The organism is Citrobacter sp. wls711, assembly GCF_005281055.1.
Taxonomy (GTDB): domain Bacteria; phylum Pseudomonadota; class Gammaproteobacteria; order Enterobacterales; family Enterobacteriaceae; genus Citrobacter; species Citrobacter gillenii.
Genome location: NZ_SZXC01000007.1, coordinates 85,876 through 103,143 on the forward strand (window position 1 = coordinate 85,876; position 17,268 = coordinate 103,143).

Annotated in this window: 18 protein-coding genes; 15 read left to right on the top strand and 3 right to left on the bottom strand. The window is 53.0% G+C overall.

The window, feature by feature from the left end:
* Nucleotides 1–4: 4 nt before the first annotated feature.
* Nucleotides 5–346: a hypothetical protein gene (locus FDW98_RS23355; RefSeq protein ID WP_170975190.1), complete on the bottom strand. Its 342-nt coding sequence runs from the start codon at nt 344–346 to the stop codon at nt 5–7.
* Between FDW98_RS23355 and gltI the strand changes: the two genes are divergently transcribed.
* The 5 genes from gltI to rihA all read left to right on the top strand — a co-directional run bounded on the left by gltI (nt 341) and on the right by rihA (nt 4,599).
* Nucleotides 341–1,249, top strand: coding sequence for a glutamate/aspartate ABC transporter substrate-binding protein GltI (gene gltI / locus FDW98_RS02375; protein ID WP_096757887.1), 909 nt, complete (start codon nt 341–343; stop codon nt 1,247–1,249). The two genes, FDW98_RS23355 and gltI, sit on opposite strands and share 6 nt — an antisense overlap.
* Before the next feature lie 158 nt (nt 1,250–1,407).
* A complete protein-coding gene (gltJ, locus tag FDW98_RS02380; RefSeq protein ID WP_096757888.1) occupies nt 1,408–2,148 on the top strand; it encodes a glutamate/aspartate ABC transporter permease GltJ in 741 nt (246 codons plus the stop codon).
* Nucleotides 2,148–2,822, top strand: coding sequence for a glutamate/aspartate ABC transporter permease GltK (gene gltK / locus FDW98_RS02385; protein ID WP_096757889.1), 675 nt, complete (start codon nt 2,148–2,150; stop codon nt 2,820–2,822). Before gltJ ends, gltK begins: the two co-directional genes overlap by 1 nt.
* A complete protein-coding gene (gene gltL / locus FDW98_RS02390) occupies nt 2,822–3,547 on the top strand; it encodes a glutamate/aspartate ABC transporter ATP-binding protein GltL (protein ID WP_096757890.1) in 726 nt (241 codons plus the stop codon). The genes gltK and gltL overlap by 1 nt, the downstream gene beginning before the upstream one ends.
* A gap of 116 nt (nt 3,548–3,663) precedes the next feature.
* Nucleotides 3,664–4,599: a pyrimidine-specific ribonucleoside hydrolase RihA gene (gene rihA / locus FDW98_RS02395; RefSeq protein ID WP_096757891.1), complete on the top strand. Its 936-nt coding sequence runs from the start codon at nt 3,664–3,666 to the stop codon at nt 4,597–4,599.
* A 45-nt stretch (nt 4,600–4,644) separates the two neighbouring features.
* On the opposite strand, the gene FDW98_RS02400 is transcribed toward rihA, so the two are convergent.
* Nucleotides 4,645–5,127 (bottom strand): zinc ribbon-containing protein, encoded by a 483-nt coding sequence (locus FDW98_RS02400; RefSeq protein ID WP_096757892.1) that lies wholly within the window; start codon nt 5,125–5,127, stop codon nt 4,645–4,647.
* A gap of 235 nt (nt 5,128–5,362) precedes the next feature.
* On the opposite strand from FDW98_RS02400, the gene leuS reads away from it, so the two are divergent.
* Genes leuS through nadD form a run of 4 tightly spaced genes read left to right on the top strand, consistent with a single transcriptional unit; the run spans nt 5,363 to nt 10,227 of the window.
* Nucleotides 5,363–7,945 carry a leucine--tRNA ligase gene (gene leuS, locus FDW98_RS02405; RefSeq protein ID WP_096757893.1) on the top strand — a complete coding sequence of 861 codons (2,583 nt, stop codon included), beginning with the start codon at nt 5,363–5,365 and terminating at the stop codon, nt 7,943–7,945.
* Nucleotides 7,946–7,959: 14 nt separating this feature from the next.
* Nucleotides 7,960–8,553: an LPS assembly lipoprotein LptE gene (gene lptE / locus FDW98_RS02410; RefSeq protein ID WP_096757894.1), complete on the top strand. Its 594-nt coding sequence runs from the start codon at nt 7,960–7,962 to the stop codon at nt 8,551–8,553.
* Complete coding sequence (gene holA / locus FDW98_RS02415) at nt 8,553–9,584, top strand: DNA polymerase III subunit delta (RefSeq protein WP_096757895.1); 1,032 nt, start codon at nt 8,553–8,555, stop codon at nt 9,582–9,584. Before lptE ends, holA begins: the two co-directional genes overlap by 1 nt.
* A gap of 1 nt (nt 9,585) precedes the next feature.
* On the top strand, nt 9,586–10,227 hold the full coding sequence (gene nadD, locus FDW98_RS02420) for a nicotinate-nucleotide adenylyltransferase (protein WP_096759450.1): 642 nt from the start codon (nt 9,586–9,588) through the stop codon (nt 10,225–10,227).
* On the opposite strand, the gene cobD is transcribed toward nadD, so the two are convergent.
* On the bottom strand, nt 10,202–11,296 hold the full coding sequence (gene cobD / locus FDW98_RS02425) for a threonine-phosphate decarboxylase CobD (protein WP_096757896.1): 1,095 nt from the start codon (nt 11,294–11,296) through the stop codon (nt 10,202–10,204). The genes nadD and cobD overlap by 26 nt on opposite strands.
* A 96-nt stretch (nt 11,297–11,392) precedes the next feature.
* On the opposite strand from cobD, the gene FDW98_RS02430 reads away from it, so the two are divergent.
* The 6 genes from FDW98_RS02430 (at nt 11,393) to rlpA (ending at nt 17,208) form a co-directional block, all read left to right on the top strand.
* Entirely contained in the window at nt 11,393–12,004 is a 612-nt protein-coding gene (locus FDW98_RS02430; RefSeq protein WP_096757897.1) for an adenosylcobalamin/alpha-ribazole phosphatase, read from the top strand.
* 254 nt (nt 12,005–12,258) lie between these two features.
* On the top strand, nt 12,259–12,576 hold the full coding sequence (gene rsfS, locus FDW98_RS02435) for a ribosome silencing factor (RefSeq protein ID WP_096757898.1): 318 nt from the start codon (nt 12,259–12,261) through the stop codon (nt 12,574–12,576).
* A gap of 3 nt (nt 12,577–12,579) precedes the next feature.
* Nucleotides 12,580–13,047, top strand: a complete 468-nt coding sequence (gene rlmH, locus FDW98_RS02440; protein WP_003022725.1) for a 23S rRNA (pseudouridine(1915)-N(3))-methyltransferase RlmH — start codon at nt 12,580–12,582, stop codon at nt 13,045–13,047.
* A 30-nt stretch (nt 13,048–13,077) separates the two neighbouring features.
* Entirely contained in the window at nt 13,078–14,979 is a 1,902-nt protein-coding gene (mrdA, locus tag FDW98_RS02445; protein WP_096757899.1) for a peptidoglycan DD-transpeptidase MrdA, read from the top strand.
* A 2-nt stretch (nt 14,980–14,981) separates the two neighbouring features.
* Nucleotides 14,982–16,094, top strand: a complete 1,113-nt coding sequence (gene mrdB / locus FDW98_RS02450; protein WP_096757900.1) for a peptidoglycan glycosyltransferase MrdB — start codon at nt 14,982–14,984, stop codon at nt 16,092–16,094.
* Between the two features lie 10 nt (nt 16,095–16,104).
* Nucleotides 16,105–17,208 carry an endolytic peptidoglycan transglycosylase RlpA gene (rlpA, locus tag FDW98_RS02455; protein ID WP_096757901.1) on the top strand — a complete coding sequence of 368 codons (1,104 nt, stop codon included), beginning with the start codon at nt 16,105–16,107 and terminating at the stop codon, nt 17,206–17,208.
* The last annotated feature ends 60 nt before the right edge of the window (nt 17,209–17,268 follow it).

Consider the following 17,268-nt stretch of genomic DNA (forward strand, 5'->3'; position numbering starts at 1 on the left):
GCGCTCACGCGCCTTGTCCGGCTAACACATCCCCTCTCATCTCCCATTCTGGCACGCCTATTGCTTTGTTATACAAGGCAAACGCTGTTTTGGTTGAATGTGCAACCTGGTCGCACCAAATTTGAGCACAGGTAGCACCTGAAATGTGCAACAAGATATTTTTGCCCTCAAACGGTGCGGCGCACTTCGCAAAAATAAACAATAACACAGCAAATTCTTTACATTCATCCAAACTAAATGTTAACAAACACATACAAGACTGCACTTTTAAGTAGCAAACAATAACAACATCACAATGGGTATCAATGCGTCCCTGACGCAGACGATAAAGGAGTTGGATATGCAATTACGTAAGCTCGCCACTGCCATGCTGGTCGTGGGAATGTCTGCCGGTCTGGCGCACGCGGAAGATGCCGCCCCTGCGGCAAGCAGCACCCTGGACAAGATCGCTAAAAATGGCGTCATCGTCGTCGGACACCGTGAATCCTCGGTCCCGTTTTCCTACTACGATAATCAGCAGAAAGTGGTCGGTTATTCACAGGATTACTCCAACGCAATTGTTGAGGCCGTGAAGAAAAAGCTGAACAAGCCTGACCTGCAGGTGAAGCTGATTCCGATTACCTCCCAGAACCGCATTCCGCTGCTGCAAAACGGCACCTTCGACTTTGAATGTGGTTCCACCACCAACAACGTTGAACGCCAGAAACAAGCGGCCTTTTCTGACACCATTTTCGTTGTCGGCACCCGCCTGCTGGCGAAAAAAGGCGGCGATATCAAAGATTTCGCTGACTTGAAAGGCAAAGCGGTGGTTGTGACTTCCGGTACCACCTCGGAAGTGCTGCTGCATAAGCTGAACGAAGAACAAAAAATGGATATGCGCATCATCAGTGCGAAAGACCACGGTGACTCTTTCCGTACCCTCGAAAGCGGTCGCGCTGTCGCCTTTATGATGGATGACGCCCTGCTGGCTGGTGAGCGCGCGAAGGCGAAGAAACCGGACAACTGGGAGATCGTCGGCAAGCCACAATCTCAGGAAGCGTACGGCTGTATGCTGCGTAAAGACGACGTCGCGTTCAAAAAGCTGATGGATGACACCATTGCACAGGCACAAACTTCAGGTGAAGCAGAGAAGTGGTTTGATAAATGGTTTAAAAACCCTATTCCGCCAAAGAACCTGAATATGAATTTCGAACTGTCGAGCGAGATGAAGGCCCTGTTCAAAGAACCAAATGATAAAGCACTCAACTAACTAAAATAAATGGGGCGAGTTCACCTGGCCCTCACGATTGTCGGGAAGCATGGACAGACTATACGCTGAGTGGCCGTTCCCCACTCAGCGCGAAAAATGAGCTTCTCAACAATCTTCGAGGGTAGCGCTGCTACCCTTTTTTTTTCTGGAGTAGATTTATGTCTATAGACTGGAACTGGGGGATTTTTTTACAAGAAGCCCCGTTCGGCAACACCACCTATCTCGGCTGGCTCTGGAGTGGTTTCCAGGTCACCGTCGCGCTTTCAATCACCGCCTGGATTATTGCTTTCCTGATAGGTTCCCTATTCGGCATCTTACGCACCGTTCCTAACCGTTTCCTTTCCGGGATAGGCACGTTGTACGTTGAACTGTTTCGTAACGTTCCGCTGATCGTACAATTTTTTACCTGGTATCTGGTGATCCCGGAACTGCTCCCAGAAAACATTGGCATGTGGTTCAAGGCTGAGTTGGATCCCAACATCCAGTTTTTCCTCTCCTCAATGCTTTGCCTGGGGCTGTTTACCGCCGCCCGCGTTTGTGAGCAGGTGCGCGCCGCGATTCAGTCTTTGCCTCGCGGACAAAAAAACGCCGCGCTGGCGATGGGGCTGACGCTACCGCAGGCCTATCGCTATGTTCTGCTGCCCAACGCCTACCGCGTAATCGTACCGCCGATGACATCAGAAATGATGAACCTGGTGAAAAACTCCGCCATTGCCTCAACCATCGGTCTGGTCGATATGGCAGCACAGGCAGGCAAGCTGCTGGATTACTCTGCCCACGCCTGGGAGTCGTTTACGGCTATCACCCTTGCCTACGTCTTGATTAACGCCTTTATTATGCTGGTGATGAATCTGGTTGAACGTAAAACTCGCCTGCCTGGCAATTTGGGAGGCAAATAATGTACGAATTTGACTGGAGTTCCATTGTCCCCTCCCTGCCGTATCTGCTGGATGGGCTGATGATCACGCTGAAAATTACCGTTACGGCGGTCATTATTGGCATCGTTTGGGGAACTATCCTCGCGGTAATGCGTCTGTCCAGCTTCGCGCCCATTGCCTGGTTTGCGAAGATCTACGTGAACGTATTCCGCTCTATTCCGCTGGTCATGGTGCTGCTGTGGTTCTATCTGATTGTACCGGGGTTCTTACAGAACGTATTAGGCCTGTCACCGAAAACCGATATTCGTCTGATCTCAGCGATGGTGGCGTTTTCGATGTTTGAAGCGGCGTACTACTCAGAGATTATCCGTGCCGGGATCCAGAGTATTTCTCGTGGACAGTCCAGCGCCGCGCTGGCGTTAGGGATGACCCACTGGCAGTCGATGAAGCTCATTATTCTGCCGCAGGCATTTCGCGCGATGGTGCCGTTGCTGCTGACCCAGGGCATCGTTCTATTCCAGGACACCTCGCTGGTCTACGTATTAAGTCTGGCAGATTTCTTCCGTACCGCCTCCACCATTGGCGAGCGTGACGGCACACAGGTCGAGATGATCCTGTTCGCTGGCGCCGTCTATTTTGTATTCAGTCTGAGCGCATCGTTGTTGGTCAGCTATTTGAAGAAAAGGACAGTTTAATGATTACCCTGAAAAATGTTTCTAAATGGTATGGTCACTTTCAGGTTCTGACCGACTGCTCCACGGAAGTTAAAAAAGGTGAAGTAGTGGTAGTTTGCGGTCCGTCAGGCTCCGGTAAATCGACGCTGATCAAAACGGTAAACGGCCTGGAGCCTGTGCAGCAGGGCGTGATCACCGTTGACGGTACCGTGGTGAATGACAAAAAGACCGATCTGGCCAAACTGCGTTCTCGCGTGGGCATGGTCTTCCAGCACTTTGAACTGTTCCCACATTTGTCGATCATCGAAAACCTGACCCTGGCCCAGGTAAAAGTACTTAAACGCGATAAAAAGCCTGCTCGCGACAAAGCACAAAAACTGCTTGAGCGCGTAGGACTGTCGGCCCATGCCGATAAGTTTCCGGCCCAGCTTTCTGGTGGACAGCAGCAGCGCGTGGCCATTGCCCGGGCGCTGTGTATGGATCCTATCGCCATGTTGTTTGATGAACCCACCTCAGCGCTCGATCCAGAAATGATCAACGAGGTGCTGGACGTCATGGTCGAGCTGGCTCATGAAGGGATGACCATGATGGTGGTCACCCACGAAATGGGCTTCGCTCGGAAAGTGGCGAACCGGGTAATCTTTATGGATGAGGGTAAGATTGTGGAAGACTCGCCGAAAGAAGAGTTCTTTGCCAATCCAAAATCAGACCGCGCCAAAGACTTCCTCGCCAAAATCCTGCATTAATCTTCCCGGCGCGCACATCAGAGTGCGCGCCAAATCACGCTTTCTTTCTTCGCTTCTCGAATCACATACAGCCCGGCGTTAACCTTGTCACAAAGTCCCACTCACAAGGAGTCACAATGGCACTTCCGATCCTGTTTGATTGCGATCCAGGTCATGACGACGCTATCGCAATTGTTCTCGCCCTCGCCTCACCGGAACTTGATGTTAAAGCCATAACATCCTCAGCGGGCAACCAGACGCCTGATAAAACCCTGCGTAATGTGTTGCGTATGTTAACGCTGCTCAACCGCCCGGATATCCCCGTTGCCGGTGGCGCGTTAAAGCCCCTGATGCGCGAGTTGATAATTGCCGATAACGTTCACGGAGAAAGTGGCCTGGACGGCCCCGTGCTGCCGGAGCCGGCATTTACCCCGCAAAGTTGTACCGCCGTGGAGTTAATGGCGAAAACCCTACGCGAAAGCCCGGAACCGGTCACGATTGTATCAACTGGCCCCCAAACTAACGTAGCACTGCTGCTGAACAGCCACCCCGAGTTGCATAAGAAAATCGCCCGTATTGTGATTATGGGCGGCGCGATGGGACTCGGAAACTGGACACCGGCTGCTGAGTTCAATATTTATGTTGATCCCGAAGCGGCAGAGATGGTGTTTCAATCAGGTATTCCGGTAGTGATGGCCGGGCTGGACGTCACACATAAAGCACAAATTCATCGTGAAGACACCGAGCGATTGCGCGCGATTGGCAATCCTGTGGCGAGCATTGTCGCTGAGTTACTGGATTTCTTCTTCGAATATCACAAAGACGAGAAATGGGGATTCATTGGCGCACCGCTACACGATCCGTGCACCATTGCCTGGCTACTAAAGCCCGAACTGTTTACCACCGTTGAACGCTGGGTCGGCGTAGAGACGCAGGGAAAATACACGCAGGGCATGACCGTAGTGGATTACTATTTCCTGAGCGGAAATAAACCCAACGCCACGGTTATGGTTGATATCGACCGACAAGGTTTTGTCGATCTGCTGGCTGAGCGCCTGAAGTTTTACGCGTAGTGAGTAGGCCGGATAAGACGCTTCACGTCGCATCCGGCACAAAAATCACGGTTCGAACGGTCTGCGCTGGAATTGATCGTGACCGCATTTCGGGCATAGCGGCAGCACGTCTGGCGTATAAACGGCTAAATGGAAGTGGCATTTCTCACAAACCAGATTCCCCAGCCCGACCACCTCGCCGCTGTGATAAACCCCGTGATGACTCAGATCCTGAAACACTTCGCGCCATTCAAGCTGGGTTTTATCAGTAATATCCGCCAGTTCTTGCCAGATACTCTCCTTGATGACCCGCATAAAAACGCTGTCAGTCTCCTCATCGAGACTCTCTTCATAACTGAGCGCGAACTCTTCAAGGTCGCGTCTGACGGCCCTGGTGAGTTCCTCTACCTCGGTTCGCGTTAACTCCCCGGTCTGCATAACTCGCTGACGTGCCTGGTCCACCAGCGCATCGATATCGCGTTCACCATTGCGCAGACGTTCGCTAAGTGACGTCACCAGTTCACGGTAATATTGAGCAACCTTGTTCATCGCTTCGCCTCCTGGGTCGTTAACTGTCTATAATAATAGACGTTATTTACACTACGCTTTGCAAGACTGTCCACAGAGTATGTAAATTCGTGCAATATTTATCCTTGCGGGAATTCAATGCTGAATGCGCGAAAGGCTGTTTTGACGCGGACGTTTGGGCTATGCTATGCGGATCTGAAACACCACATCTAAAGCTACGTTTGTAGCTGTATTGAAAACAGGACCACTGGCTGCCATGCAAGAGCAATACCGCCCGGAAGAGATAGAATCCAAAGTACAGCTTCACTGGGATGAGAAGCGCACATTTGAAGTTACCGAAGACGAGAGCAAAGAGAAGTATTACTGCCTGTCTATGCTTCCCTATCCTTCTGGTCGACTACACATGGGCCACGTACGTAACTACACTATCGGTGATGTGATCGCCCGCTATCAGCGTATGCTGGGCAAAAACGTTCTGCAGCCGATTGGCTGGGATGCATTCGGCCTGCCAGCTGAAGGCGCGGCGGTGAAAAACAATACCGCGCCTGCTCCGTGGACGTACGACAACATCGCTTACATGAAGAACCAGCTCAAAATGCTGGGCTTCGGCTATGACTGGAGCCGTGAGTTGGCGACCTGCACCCCGGAATATTACCGTTGGGAGCAAAAGTTCTTCACTGAACTGTACAAAAAAGGTCTGGTGTACAAGAAAACCTCTGCGGTTAACTGGTGCCCTAATGACCAGACAGTACTGGCGAACGAACAGGTTATTGACGGCTGCTGCTGGCGCTGTGATACCAAAGTTGAGCGGAAAGAGATCCCGCAGTGGTTTATCAAAATCACCGCATACGCTGACGAACTGCTGCGTGACCTGGACCGCCTGGATCACTGGCCTGACACCGTAAAAACGATGCAGCGCAACTGGATTGGCCGCTCTGAAGGCGTGGAAATCACCTTTGATGTCAACGGCTATGACAACACGCTGACCGTGTACACCACCCGCCCTGACACCTTTATGGGTGCCACTTACCTGGCGGTTGCCGCAGGTCACCCGCTGGCGCAGAGAGCCGCGGCGAATAACCCAGAGCTGGCTGCATTCATCGACGAATGCCGCAACACCAAGGTTGCCGAAGCTGAAATGGCGACCATGGAGAAGAAAGGCGTCGACACTGGCTTTAAAGCCATTCACCCGCTGACCGGCGAAGAAATCCCCGTTTGGGCTGCAAACTTCGTGCTGATGGAATACGGCACTGGTGCCGTGATGGCCGTGCCGGGTCACGATCAGCGCGACTACGAGTTCGCAACCAAGTATGGTCTGAGCATCAAGCCAGTTATCCTGGCAGCGGACGGTTCAGAACCGGATCTGTCTGAGCAGGCACTGACCGAGAAAGGCGTGCTGTTTAATTCTGGTGAGTTCGACGGTCTCGATTTCGAAGCGGCTTTCAACGCCATTGCCGACAAGCTGGTCGAAAAAGGCGTGGGCGAGCGCAAAGTTAACTATCGTCTGCGTGACTGGGGTGTTTCCCGTCAGCGTTACTGGGGAGCGCCAATCCCAATGGTCACGCTGGAAGATGGCACCGTGTTGCCAACCCCAGAAGATCAGCTGCCGGTTATTCTGCCAGAAGATGTCGTCATGGACGGTATCACCAGCCCGATTAAAGCGGACCCGGAGTGGGCGAAGACTACCGTTAACGGTATGCCTGCTCTACGTGAAACCGACACCTTTGATACCTTTATGGAATCTTCTTGGTACTACGCGCGCTACACCTGCCCGCAGTATCAGGAAGGCATGCTGGACTCTAAGGCCGCCAACTACTGGCTGCCAGTTGATATCTACATTGGTGGTATTGAGCACGCCATCATGCACCTGCTCTACTTCCGCTTCTTCCACAAGCTGATGCGCGACGCGGGCATGGTAAACTCTGACGAACCGGCTAAACAGCTGTTGTGTCAGGGTATGGTGCTGGCTGATGCCTTCTACTATGTAGGCGTAAACGGCGAGCGTAACTGGGTTTCTCCGGTTGATGCCATCGTTGAACGTGACGAGAAAGGCCGTATCGTGAAGGCGCAGGACGCCGAAGGTCATGAACTGGTGTATACCGGCATGAGCAAGATGTCCAAGTCGAAAAACAACGGTATCGACCCGCAGGTGATGGTTGAGCGTTACGGCGCGGACACCGTACGTTTGTTCATGATGTTCGCCTCTCCGGCTGATATGACCCTGGAATGGCAGGAATCCGGCGTAGAAGGGGCAAACCGCTTCCTGAAACGTGTCTGGAAACTGGTTTACGAACACACCAGCAAAGGTGATGTTGCCGCCCTGAACGTTGAAGCATTGAGCGAAGATCAAAAAGCGCTGCGTCGTGATGTTCACAAAACCATTGCGAAAGTGACCGATGATATCGGCCGACGTCAGACCTTTAACACCGCGATTGCGGCAATTATGGAACTGATGAACAAGCTGGCAAAAGCGTCGCAGGAAGACGAACAGGATCGCGCCCTGATGCAGGAAGCGTTGCTGGCCGTTGTGCGTATGCTCAACCCGTTTACCCCGCACGTATGCTTCACCTTGTGGCAGGCGCTGAAGGGCGAAGGCGATATCGACAACGCACCGTGGCCGGTTGCTGACGACAGCGCAATGGTCGAAGACTCAACGCTGGTTGTGGTGCAGGTGAACGGTAAAGTACGTGGCAAAATCACCGTTCCAGTCAACGCCACCGAAGAGCAAGTTCGTGAGCGTGCTGGCCAGGAGCATCTGGTAGCAAAATATCTTGATGGCGTTACCGTACGTAAAGTGATTTATGTACCGGGTAAACTCCTCAATCTGGTCGTTGGCTAAGCGCGGGAGGAAGCGTGCGACATCTGACAACTCTGTTGTTATCCCTGGTGGTGCTGGTCACCGCTGGGTGTGGTTGGCATCTGCGTAGCACTACGCAGGTACCGCCCACAATGAAAACTATGATCCTGGACTCTGGCGATCCGAACGGCCCGTTAAGCCGCGCGGTACGCAACCAGTTACGTCTGAACGACATCGAACTGCTCGAAAGCGGTTCTATGCGTAAAGACGTGCCGTCCCTGCGTCTGGGAGCAGTCAGCATTTCTCAGGATACGGCGTCTGTATTCCAGAATGGTCAAACGGCTGAATACCAGATGGTGATGTCGGTCAGTGCCACCGTCCTGATTCCAGGTCATGACATTTACCCAATCAGCGCCAAGGTCTATCGTTCATTCTTTGACAACTCACAGGCTGCACTGGCGAAGGATAACGAGCAGGAAATGATCATCAAAGAGATGTATGACAAAGCGGCCGAACAGTTGATTCGTAAGCTGCCAAGCGTGCACATTGCCGATACTCAGTCATCCAGTGATGACGTACAGCCTGCTGAGAATGAAACAGCCGCGCCAACGTCTTCTCCGGCGCGTGTCTCCACCACGCTGGGTAACTGATGCTCAAGTTGTACCCTGAACAACTCCGCGCACAGCTCAAAGAAGGGCTGCGCGCGGCGTACTTATTACTGGGCAACGATCCCCTCTTGTTGCAGGAAAGCCAGGATGCCGTCCGTCTGGCCGCCACTGTGCAAGGGTTCGAAGAACACCACACGTTCACCCTCGATACCAGTACTGACTGGGGGGCGATTTTTTCCCTCTGTCAGGCCATGAGCCTGTTTGCCAGCCGGCAGACATTACTTCTACAGCTGCCTGAAAACGGCCCTAATGCCGCCATTAACGAACAACTCGCCACGCTGGTTACCCTGCTACATGACGATCTGCTGCTGATTGTTCGCGGCAACAAACTGACCAAAGCACAGGAAAACGCCGCCTGGTATACCAGTCTGGCGAGCCATGCTGTTCAGGTGAGCTGCCAGACGCCAGAGCAGGCGCAGCTCCCTCGCTGGGTTGCCGCCAGAGCGAAACAAAGCAACCTGCAACTGGACGAAGCCGCCAATCAGCTATTATGTTATTGCTATGAAGGTAACCTGTTAGCCCTGGCGCAGGCGCTGGAGCGGTTATCATTGCTGTGGCCTGATGGAAAACTCACGTTGCCTCGTGTGGAGCAAGCGGTTAACGATGCGGCGCACTTTACCCCCTTCCATTGGGTCGATGCGCTGTTGATGGGCAAAAGTAAACGCGCGCTACATATCCTGCAGCAACTGCGCCTTGAAGGCAGTGAGCCGGTTATTCTGCTGCGCACGATACAGCGTGAATTACTGTTACTGGTCAACCTGAAAAGGCAATCAGCCCACACACCATTACGCGCCTTGTTTGATAAGCATCGGGTATGGCAAAACCGCCGCGGCATGATGGGTGATGCGCTAAACCGGCTGTCATCTGAGCAATTACGCCAGGCGGTACAGTTGTTAACGCGCACGGAAATTACGCTTAAACAAGATTATGGTCAGTCAGTATGGGCCGAGCTTGAGGGACTTTCTCTTCTGCTCTGCCATAAATCACTGGCAGATATTTTTATTGATGGTTGATATGAAATCATTACAGGCTTTGTTCGGTGGCACCTTTGATCCGGTGCATTATGGTCATCTTAAACCCGTGGAAATTCTGGCTAATCTGATTGGCCTGTCACGGGTGATTATCATGCCTAATAATGTGCCGCCGCATCGTGCGCAACCCGAAGCCTCCAGCGCACAGCGTAAACAGATGCTTGAGCTGGCAATTGCTGACAAGCCTTTGTTTATCCTGGATGAACGTGAGCTAAAACGAGATACGGCCTCTTACACCGCCCAAACTCTCAAGGAGTGGCGCGAGGAGCAAGGGCCACTCGCGCCGCTGGCGTTTATTATTGGTCAGGACTCACTGCTCACCTTTCCTTCCTGGCACAATTCCGACACCATTCTGGACAATACCCATCTCATCGTCTGCCGACGACCGGGGTATCCGCTGGAGATGGCGCAGGCGCAGCACCAGCAGTGGCTCGAACGTCATCTGACTCATTCGCCAGATGACCTGCACCAGCTTCCTGCCGGGAAAATTTACCTGGCAGAAACCCCCTGGTTCAATATCTCCGCTACCCTTATCCGCGAACGACTGGAACACGGTGAGCCGTGTGACGATTTAATGCCGGACTCCGTGCTGGACTATATCAATCAGCAAGGGTTGTACCGCTAAGCGCGTAGCGTAATGCCGCCAGCAGGCGGTTGTTCTCTTCAGCGCCACGGACAGCCACCCGGTAGTAACGCGCATCCAGCCCCGGATAGTTAGCGCAACTGCGGATCAACACATGCTGTTCAAGCAATGATTTTTGCAAATCTAAACCCGGTCTTTCGCAGCGTAACAGGCGATAATTTGCCCGTCCGGGATACACCGTCAGGCCAGGCAGATTTTGCAGTTGTTGATCGAATCGGTTCCCCTCATGCGCCAGCCATTCCCATGTCGCCTGCTGATAGACGCTATCGTGGAGAATCATTTCGCCCGCCAGTGCGGCAAAGGCATTGATTGACCAGGGCATTTGCCGGCTGCGCAGGTGTGCTACCGCCTGCTCGTTGCTGTTAACCAGATATCCCAGGCGCAGGCCGGGTATCGCATAAAATTTGGTGAGTGAACGCAAAACCCAGATGTGCGGATTCTCTTGCAACAGCGGAATAAACCCCTGTTCCCCGGCGATAAAATCGATAAACGCTTCATCGAGGATCAATGCGATCCCGAGCTGTTTACAACGCCGTGCTATCTCCTGCAACAGGTGATGTTCGGGCAACAGCCCTGTGGGATTGTTAGGTGTACACAGGAACAGGCAATCCAGCTCCGGGGTGAGTACATCGAGAATCTCTCCGGTCAGTTGCCAACCGTCCTCTTCGCGCAGCGCAAACTCGTGTATTGCGCATTCGCCCCATTGCAGTGCCCGGCGATATTCCGCAAATCCGGGAATGACGATCATCGCATGACGCGGCTTAAGACCATCAACCAACGTAAAGATCGACTCCGTCTCCCCGTTACCGGCGAGGATCCACGACGCAGGAACATGATGGTGCTCCGCCAGCGTGGCATGCAAGTGGGCGTAATCCACGTCCGGATAGCGCTCAGCACGGTCCAAATTGTCGATTAGTGCGCGTTTTAAGCTTGCCGGCATACCCAGCGGGTTAATATTCGCGCTAAAATCCAGCAATTGCTCAGGTGAGATGCCCAATAATGCGGCGGCTTCCCGGGTATTACCGCCATGCGCGCTCTTTAATAAAGACATCGTGCCGCTCCAGTTTTAAAAGGGTATTTTATTGAAAAGTCACTGCGCAATCAGGGCAAATATCATGTTTCGTGCGAATAGCCTCACGAGGGAAAAATGAGACTCTGGTTAGTACGTCATGGAGAAACCGACGCCAACGTTGCCGGGTTATACAGCGGTCATGCCCCTACATCGCTCACTCAGCGGGGAATAACCCAAGCTGAAACACTGGCCGCACTGTTACACAACGTTCCTTTCGACCACGTCCTCTGCAGCGAGCTTGAACGCGCGCGCCATACCACGCAGTTGGTCTTAGCGGGGCGCGACGTTCCACTGCGGATCATGCCCGAGCTTAATGAAATGTTCTTTGGCGACTGGGAAATGCGCCACCATCGCGATCTGGCGCGTGAGGACGCAGAAAACTATGCGCTGTGGTGTAACGACTGGCAGAATGCGACCCCCACCAACGGCGAAGGTTTTCAGGCATTTTCACAGCGAGTTGAGCACTTCATTGCACAACTCGCTGATTATAAAGATTCGCAGAACCTTCTGGTGGTCAGCCATCAGGGTGTACTCAGCGTGCTGATCGCCCGGCTCATGTCAATGCCCGCGGCATCAATGTGGCATTTCCGCGTTGAACAGGGGTGCTGGAGCGCAATTGATTTTTGCGACGATTTTGCGGTGCTGAAAGTGTTAAACAGCCGGGCCATATGGCGCGAGGGGGAGTGAATACGCGGTTTTTTCTGTCGAAGGGGCTCGCGCCCATTGACACCCCATGACAGGCTGCTATTCTCCGCAGCCTGACTTTTCCCGCCTTTCAGAGCTTTGCAGAAATTGTTTTACAAAAATGGCGATGCATTCTGTTGCGTGGGGTGGGATGATAGCGCACCTCAAAAGCGTTTTCGGAGACATTTGTCCCGATATCGCCTCTGGTTCAGGTATACTAACAAGCCTTTTTAACTCTTTTCACCCAGGGGGAACACTTGCAGGGTAAAGCACTTCAGGATTTTGTAATCGACAAAATTGATGACCTTAAAGGTCAAGACATCATCGCCTTAGACGTTCAGGGCAAATCCAGCATCACTGACTGCATGATTATCTGCACCGGCACATCCAGCCGCCATGTCATGTCTATCGCTGACCACGTTGTTCAGGAATCTCGCGCCGCTGGCCTGCTGCCGCTTGGCGTTGAAGGTGAGAACGTGGCCGACTGGATCGTCGTTGATCTCGGCGAGGTGATTGTCCACGTTTTACAGGAAGAAAGCCGTCGCCTGTATGAACTGGAAAAACTCTGGAGTTAATGCGTGAAGCTGCAACTTGTCGCTGTGGGTACGAAAATGCCTGACTGGGTGCAAACCGGTTTTACGGAGTATCTCCGTCGGTTTCCAAAAGACATGCCTTTTGAGCTTATCGAGATCCCAGCAGGAAAACGCGGCAAGAACGCGGATATTAAACGCATACTCGATAAAGAGGGTGAACAGATGCTGGCTGCCGCTGGCAAAAATCGCATCGTCACCCTTGATATCCCAGGAAAACCCTGGGACACGCCGCAACTGGCAACCGAGCTGGAACGCTGGAAACTGGATGGTCGTGACGTCAGTCTGCTGATTGGCGGACCGGAAGGATTGTCTCCTGCCTGTAAGGCTGCCGCGGAGCAAAGCTGGTCACTCTCTGCATTAACCCTTCCCCACCCTCTTGTTCGGGTTCTGGTGGCAGAGAGTCTGTACAGAGCGTGGAGCATTACCACCAACCACCCTTATCACCGTGAGTGATCATTGAGTCTTGAGTAGATTAAGCAGCGGATGAAACTACAGAATTCTTTTCGCGACTATACGGCTGAGTCCGCGCTGTTTGTGCGTCGGGCGCTGGTTGCTTTTTTGGGGATTTTGCTGCTCACTGGCGTGCTGATCGCCAACCTGTATAATCTGCAAATCGTTCGTTTCACCGATTATCAGACCCGTTCAAACGAAAACCGCATCAAACTGGTGCCAATCGCCCCCAGTCGCGGCATCATTTATGACCGTAACGGCATTCCCCTGGCCCTCAACCGCACCATTTACCAGATAGAAATGATGCCTGAGAAGGTCGATAACGTTCAGCAAACGCTGGATGCGCTGCGGGAAGTGGTTGATCTCAATGACGACGATATTGCCGCCTTTAAAAAAGAACGCGCACGTTCCCACCGCTTTACGTCCATTCCGGTGAAAACCAATCTGACGGAAGTGCAGGTAGCACGCTTTGCCGTCAATCAATATCGTTTTCCCGGTGTGGAAGTCAAAGGCTATAAGCGCCGTTACTATCCCTACGGCTCTGCGCTAACTCACGTCATTGGTTACGTCTCAAAAATTAACGATAAAGACGTTGAACGCCTGGACAAAGACGGCAAGCTCGCCAACTACGCCGCTACCCACGATATCGGCAAGCTGGGTATTGAACGTTATTACGAAGACGTTCTGCATGGTCAGACCGGTTACGAAGAAGTTGAAGTCAACAACCGTGGTCGCGTAATTCGCCAATTGAAAGAAGTGGCGCCTCAGGCCGGGCACGATATCTATTTAACGCTGGATTTAAAGCTCCAGCAGTATATTGAAACCCTGCTGGCCGGCAGTCGTGCCGCCGTGGTGGTTACTGACCCGCGTACCGGCGGCGTGCTGGCGCTGGTTTCTATGCCCAGCTACGATCCCAACCTGTTTGTGGACGGTATCTCCAGCAAAGATTATGCAGGGTTACTCAATGACCCCAATACCCCACTGGTTAACCGCGCGACGCAAGGTGTTTACCCCCCTGCCTCAACCGTTAAACCTTACGTGGCGGTATCCGCGTTAAGCGCGGGCGTGATTACCCGGAATACCGGGCTGTTCGATCCAGGCTGGTGGCAGTTGCCCGGTTCAGAAAAACGTTACCGCGACTGGAAAAAGTGGGGGCATGGTCATCTGAACATCACCCGCTCACTGGAGGAATCTGCGGATACGTTTTTCTACCAAATCGCCTATGATATGGGGATAGACCGTCTTTCAGAGTGGATGAGTAAATTCGGCTATGGCCATTATACGGGGATCGATCTGGCCGAAGAGCGGGCCGGTAATATGCCAACGCGTGAATGGAAGCAAAAACGGTTTAAAAAGCCATGGTACCAGGGTGATACTATTCCGGTGGGCATCGGTCAGGGGTACTGGACAGCAACCCCTATTCAGATGAGTAAATCGCTGATGATTCTTATCAACGACGGCGTGGTAAAAGTCCCACATCTGCTGATGAGCACCACGGAAAACGGCAAGCAGGTGCCATGGGTTCAGCCGCATGAGCCGCCGGTGGGTGACATTCATTCCGGTTACTGGGAAATTGCCAAAGACGGTATGTACGGTGTTGCAAACCGTCCTAACGGTACCGCGCATAAATATTTTGCCGGTGCACCGTATAAAATTGCGGCAAAATCCGGTACCGCTCAGGTCTTCGGTCTGAAAGCCAATGAAACCTATAATGCGCATAAAATTGCCGAACGTTTACGCGACCATAAGCTGATGATCGCATTTGCGCCCTACGATAAACCCGAGGTCTCTGTCGCGATTATCCTCGAAAACGGCGGGGCCGGTGCACCTGTAGGTACCATCATGCGCCAGATCCTTGACCATATTATGTTGGGCGACAACAACACCAATCTGCCTGCGGAAAACCCGGTGGCTACCGCAGCTGAGGACCAATAATCGTGACGGATAATCCGAACAAAAAAACGTTCTGGGATAAAATTCACATCGATCCCACGATGTTGCTTATTTTGCTGGCACTGCTGGTTTACAGCTCGCTGGTTATCTGGAGCGCCAGCGGCCAGGATATTGGCATGATGGAGCGTAAGGTCGGCCAAATAGCCATGGGTCTGGTCATCATGGTGGTGATGGCGCAGATCCCTCCCAGGGTCTACGAAGGCTGGGCCCCCTATCTCTATATTGTCTGTATTATTCTGCTGGTAGCGGTAGATGCCTTTGGGGCCATTTCTAAAGGCGCACAGCGCTGGCTGGACCTCGGCATTGTGCGTTTTCAGCCGTCTGAAATTGCTAAAATTGCAGTCCCGCTGATGGTAGCACGCTTTATCAACCGTGATGTTTGTCCGCCGTCGCTGAAGAATACCGCTATCGCGCTGGTGTTGATTTTCATGCCTACGCTGCTGGTTGCCGCGCAACCTGACCTCGGGACCTCTATCCTTGTTGCCCTTTCCGGCCTGTTTGTGCTGTTCCTGTCGGGCTTAAGCTGGCGCTTAATCGGTGTGGCTGTGGTTCTGGTCGCCGCATTTATCCCGATACTGTGGTTCTTCTTGATGCATGATTACCAGCGTCAGCGCGTGATGATGCTTCTCGACCCTGAAACCGACCCACTGGGCGCGGGATATCACATTATTCAGTCTAAAATTGCTATTGGTTCCGGCGGCCTGAGCGGCAAAGGCTGGCTGCACGGTACGCAGTCACAGCTTGAATTTTTACCCGAACGCCACACCGACTTTATCTTTGCGGTGTTAGCCGAAGAGCTTGGGCTAGTAGGGATCTTAATTCTGCTGGCGCTGTACATTTTGCTGATTATGCGTGGGCTATGGATTGCCGCCCGAGCGCAAACCACTTTTGGTCGCGTCATGGCCGGTGGTTTAATGTTGATATTATTCGTTTATGTCTTCGTAAATATTGGTATGGTGAGCGGTATTCTGCCCGTAGTAGGGGTTCCACTCCCGCTGGTCAGTTACGGAGGCTCTGCACTGATTGTGCTGATGGCCGGGTTCGGGATTGTGATGTCGATCCACACCCATAGAAAAATGTTGTCGAAAAGCGTGTAAGGGGTACGCAATGCGTAAGCAGTGGCTTGGAATCTGCATCGCAGCAGGAATGCTCGCGGCGTGTTCGAATGATGATGGTCAGCAACAGGGTGCTGTCGCGCCGCAGCCGGCGGTGTGTAATGGTCCGATTGTTGAAATCAGCGGAGCCGATCCGCGTTTTGAACCCCTGAACCCAACGGCTAATCAGGATTACCAGCGTGATGGTAAAAGCTATAAAATTGTTCAGGATCCCTCTCGCTTTAGCCAGGCCGGATTGGCCGCAATCTATGATGCGGAACCCGGCAGCAATTTAACCGCATCCGGTGAGGCATTTGATCCCATGCAGCTCACCGCTGCGCATCCGACATTACCGGTTCCCAGCTACGCCCGAATTACCAACCTGGCAAACGGCAGGATGATCGTCGTACGGATTAACGATCGTGGTCCTTATGGCAACGATCGCGTGATTTCACTTTCACGCGCTGCGGCCGATCGTCTGAACACCTCGAACAATACGAAAGTGCGTATTGATCCGATAATCGTCGCGCAAGACGGTTCGTTGTCAGGCCCCGGAATGGCGTGTACGACGGTCGCAAAACAGACTTACGCCCTGCCGTCTCGTCCTGATTTAAGCGGGGGTAACACTATGCCTTCTGCACCGGACGCAGGCCAGCCGCAAGGCGATATTCGTCCTATCAGTAATTCGACGCTGAAAAGCGATGACGCTACCGGTGCGCCAGTTAACAGCAATGGTTTCCTTGGTGCGCCAACTACGCTGGCCGCAGGCGTGCTCGAAGGCAGCGAACCCACACCGGCTCCACAGCCCGTAACAACAGCGCCTGCAACAGCGCCTGCAACAGTGTCAGCACCGGTATCTGCTCCGGCCGCTGCTACACCCGTTGCTTCAACCAATGGCCGTTATGTCGTTCAGGTGGGCGCCGTCAGCGAGCAGGCCCGTGCGCAGCAGTACCAAAAACGACTGAGCCAGCAGTTTGGCGTGCCGGGCCGCGTGGTACAAAACGGTGCCGTATGGCGTATCCAGATGGGGCCGTTCGCCAGCAAAGCGGAAGCCAGTACATTGCAGCAGCGCCTGCAATCCGAAGCGCAATTACAGTCCTTCATCACCGGCGTGTAGTAACGTAAAGCAGGCACCCGTTCTGTCAATTTCTGTCAATGACATTAACAAAGTCATGTG

What these genes read in the sequence shown, in the direction of transcription:
- holA (WP_096757895.1), top strand. Translation starts at nt 8,553, where the DNA reads ATGCTCAAGTTGTACCCTGAACAACTCCGCGCACAGCTCAAAGAAGGG.
- rlpA (WP_096757901.1), top strand. Translation starts at nt 16,105, where the DNA reads ATGCGTAAGCAGTGGCTTGGAATCTGCATCGCAGCAGGAATGCTCGCG.
- nadD (WP_096759450.1), top strand. Translation starts at nt 9,586, where the DNA reads ATGAAATCATTACAGGCTTTGTTCGGTGGCACCTTTGATCCGGTGCAT.
- gltK (WP_096757889.1), top strand. Translation starts at nt 2,148, where the DNA reads ATGTACGAATTTGACTGGAGTTCCATTGTCCCCTCCCTGCCGTATCTG.
- gltI (WP_096757887.1), top strand. Translation starts at nt 341, where the DNA reads ATGCAATTACGTAAGCTCGCCACTGCCATGCTGGTCGTGGGAATGTCT.
- cobD (WP_096757896.1), bottom strand. Translation starts at nt 11,296, where the DNA reads ATGTCTTTATTAAAGAGCGCGCATGGCGGTAATACCCGGGAAGCCGCC.
- leuS (WP_096757893.1), top strand. Translation starts at nt 5,363, where the DNA reads ATGCAAGAGCAATACCGCCCGGAAGAGATAGAATCCAAAGTACAGCTT.
- gltL (WP_096757890.1), top strand. Translation starts at nt 2,822, where the DNA reads ATGATTACCCTGAAAAATGTTTCTAAATGGTATGGTCACTTTCAGGTT.
- rihA (WP_096757891.1), top strand. Translation starts at nt 3,664, where the DNA reads ATGGCACTTCCGATCCTGTTTGATTGCGATCCAGGTCATGACGACGCT.
- gltJ (WP_096757888.1), top strand. Translation starts at nt 1,408, where the DNA reads ATGTCTATAGACTGGAACTGGGGGATTTTTTTACAAGAAGCCCCGTTC.
- mrdA (WP_096757899.1), top strand. Translation starts at nt 13,078, where the DNA reads ATGAAACTACAGAATTCTTTTCGCGACTATACGGCTGAGTCCGCGCTG.
- FDW98_RS02400 (WP_096757892.1), bottom strand. Translation starts at nt 5,127, where the DNA reads ATGAACAAGGTTGCTCAATATTACCGTGAACTGGTGACGTCACTTAGC.
- FDW98_RS02430 (WP_096757897.1), top strand. Translation starts at nt 11,393, where the DNA reads ATGAGACTCTGGTTAGTACGTCATGGAGAAACCGACGCCAACGTTGCC.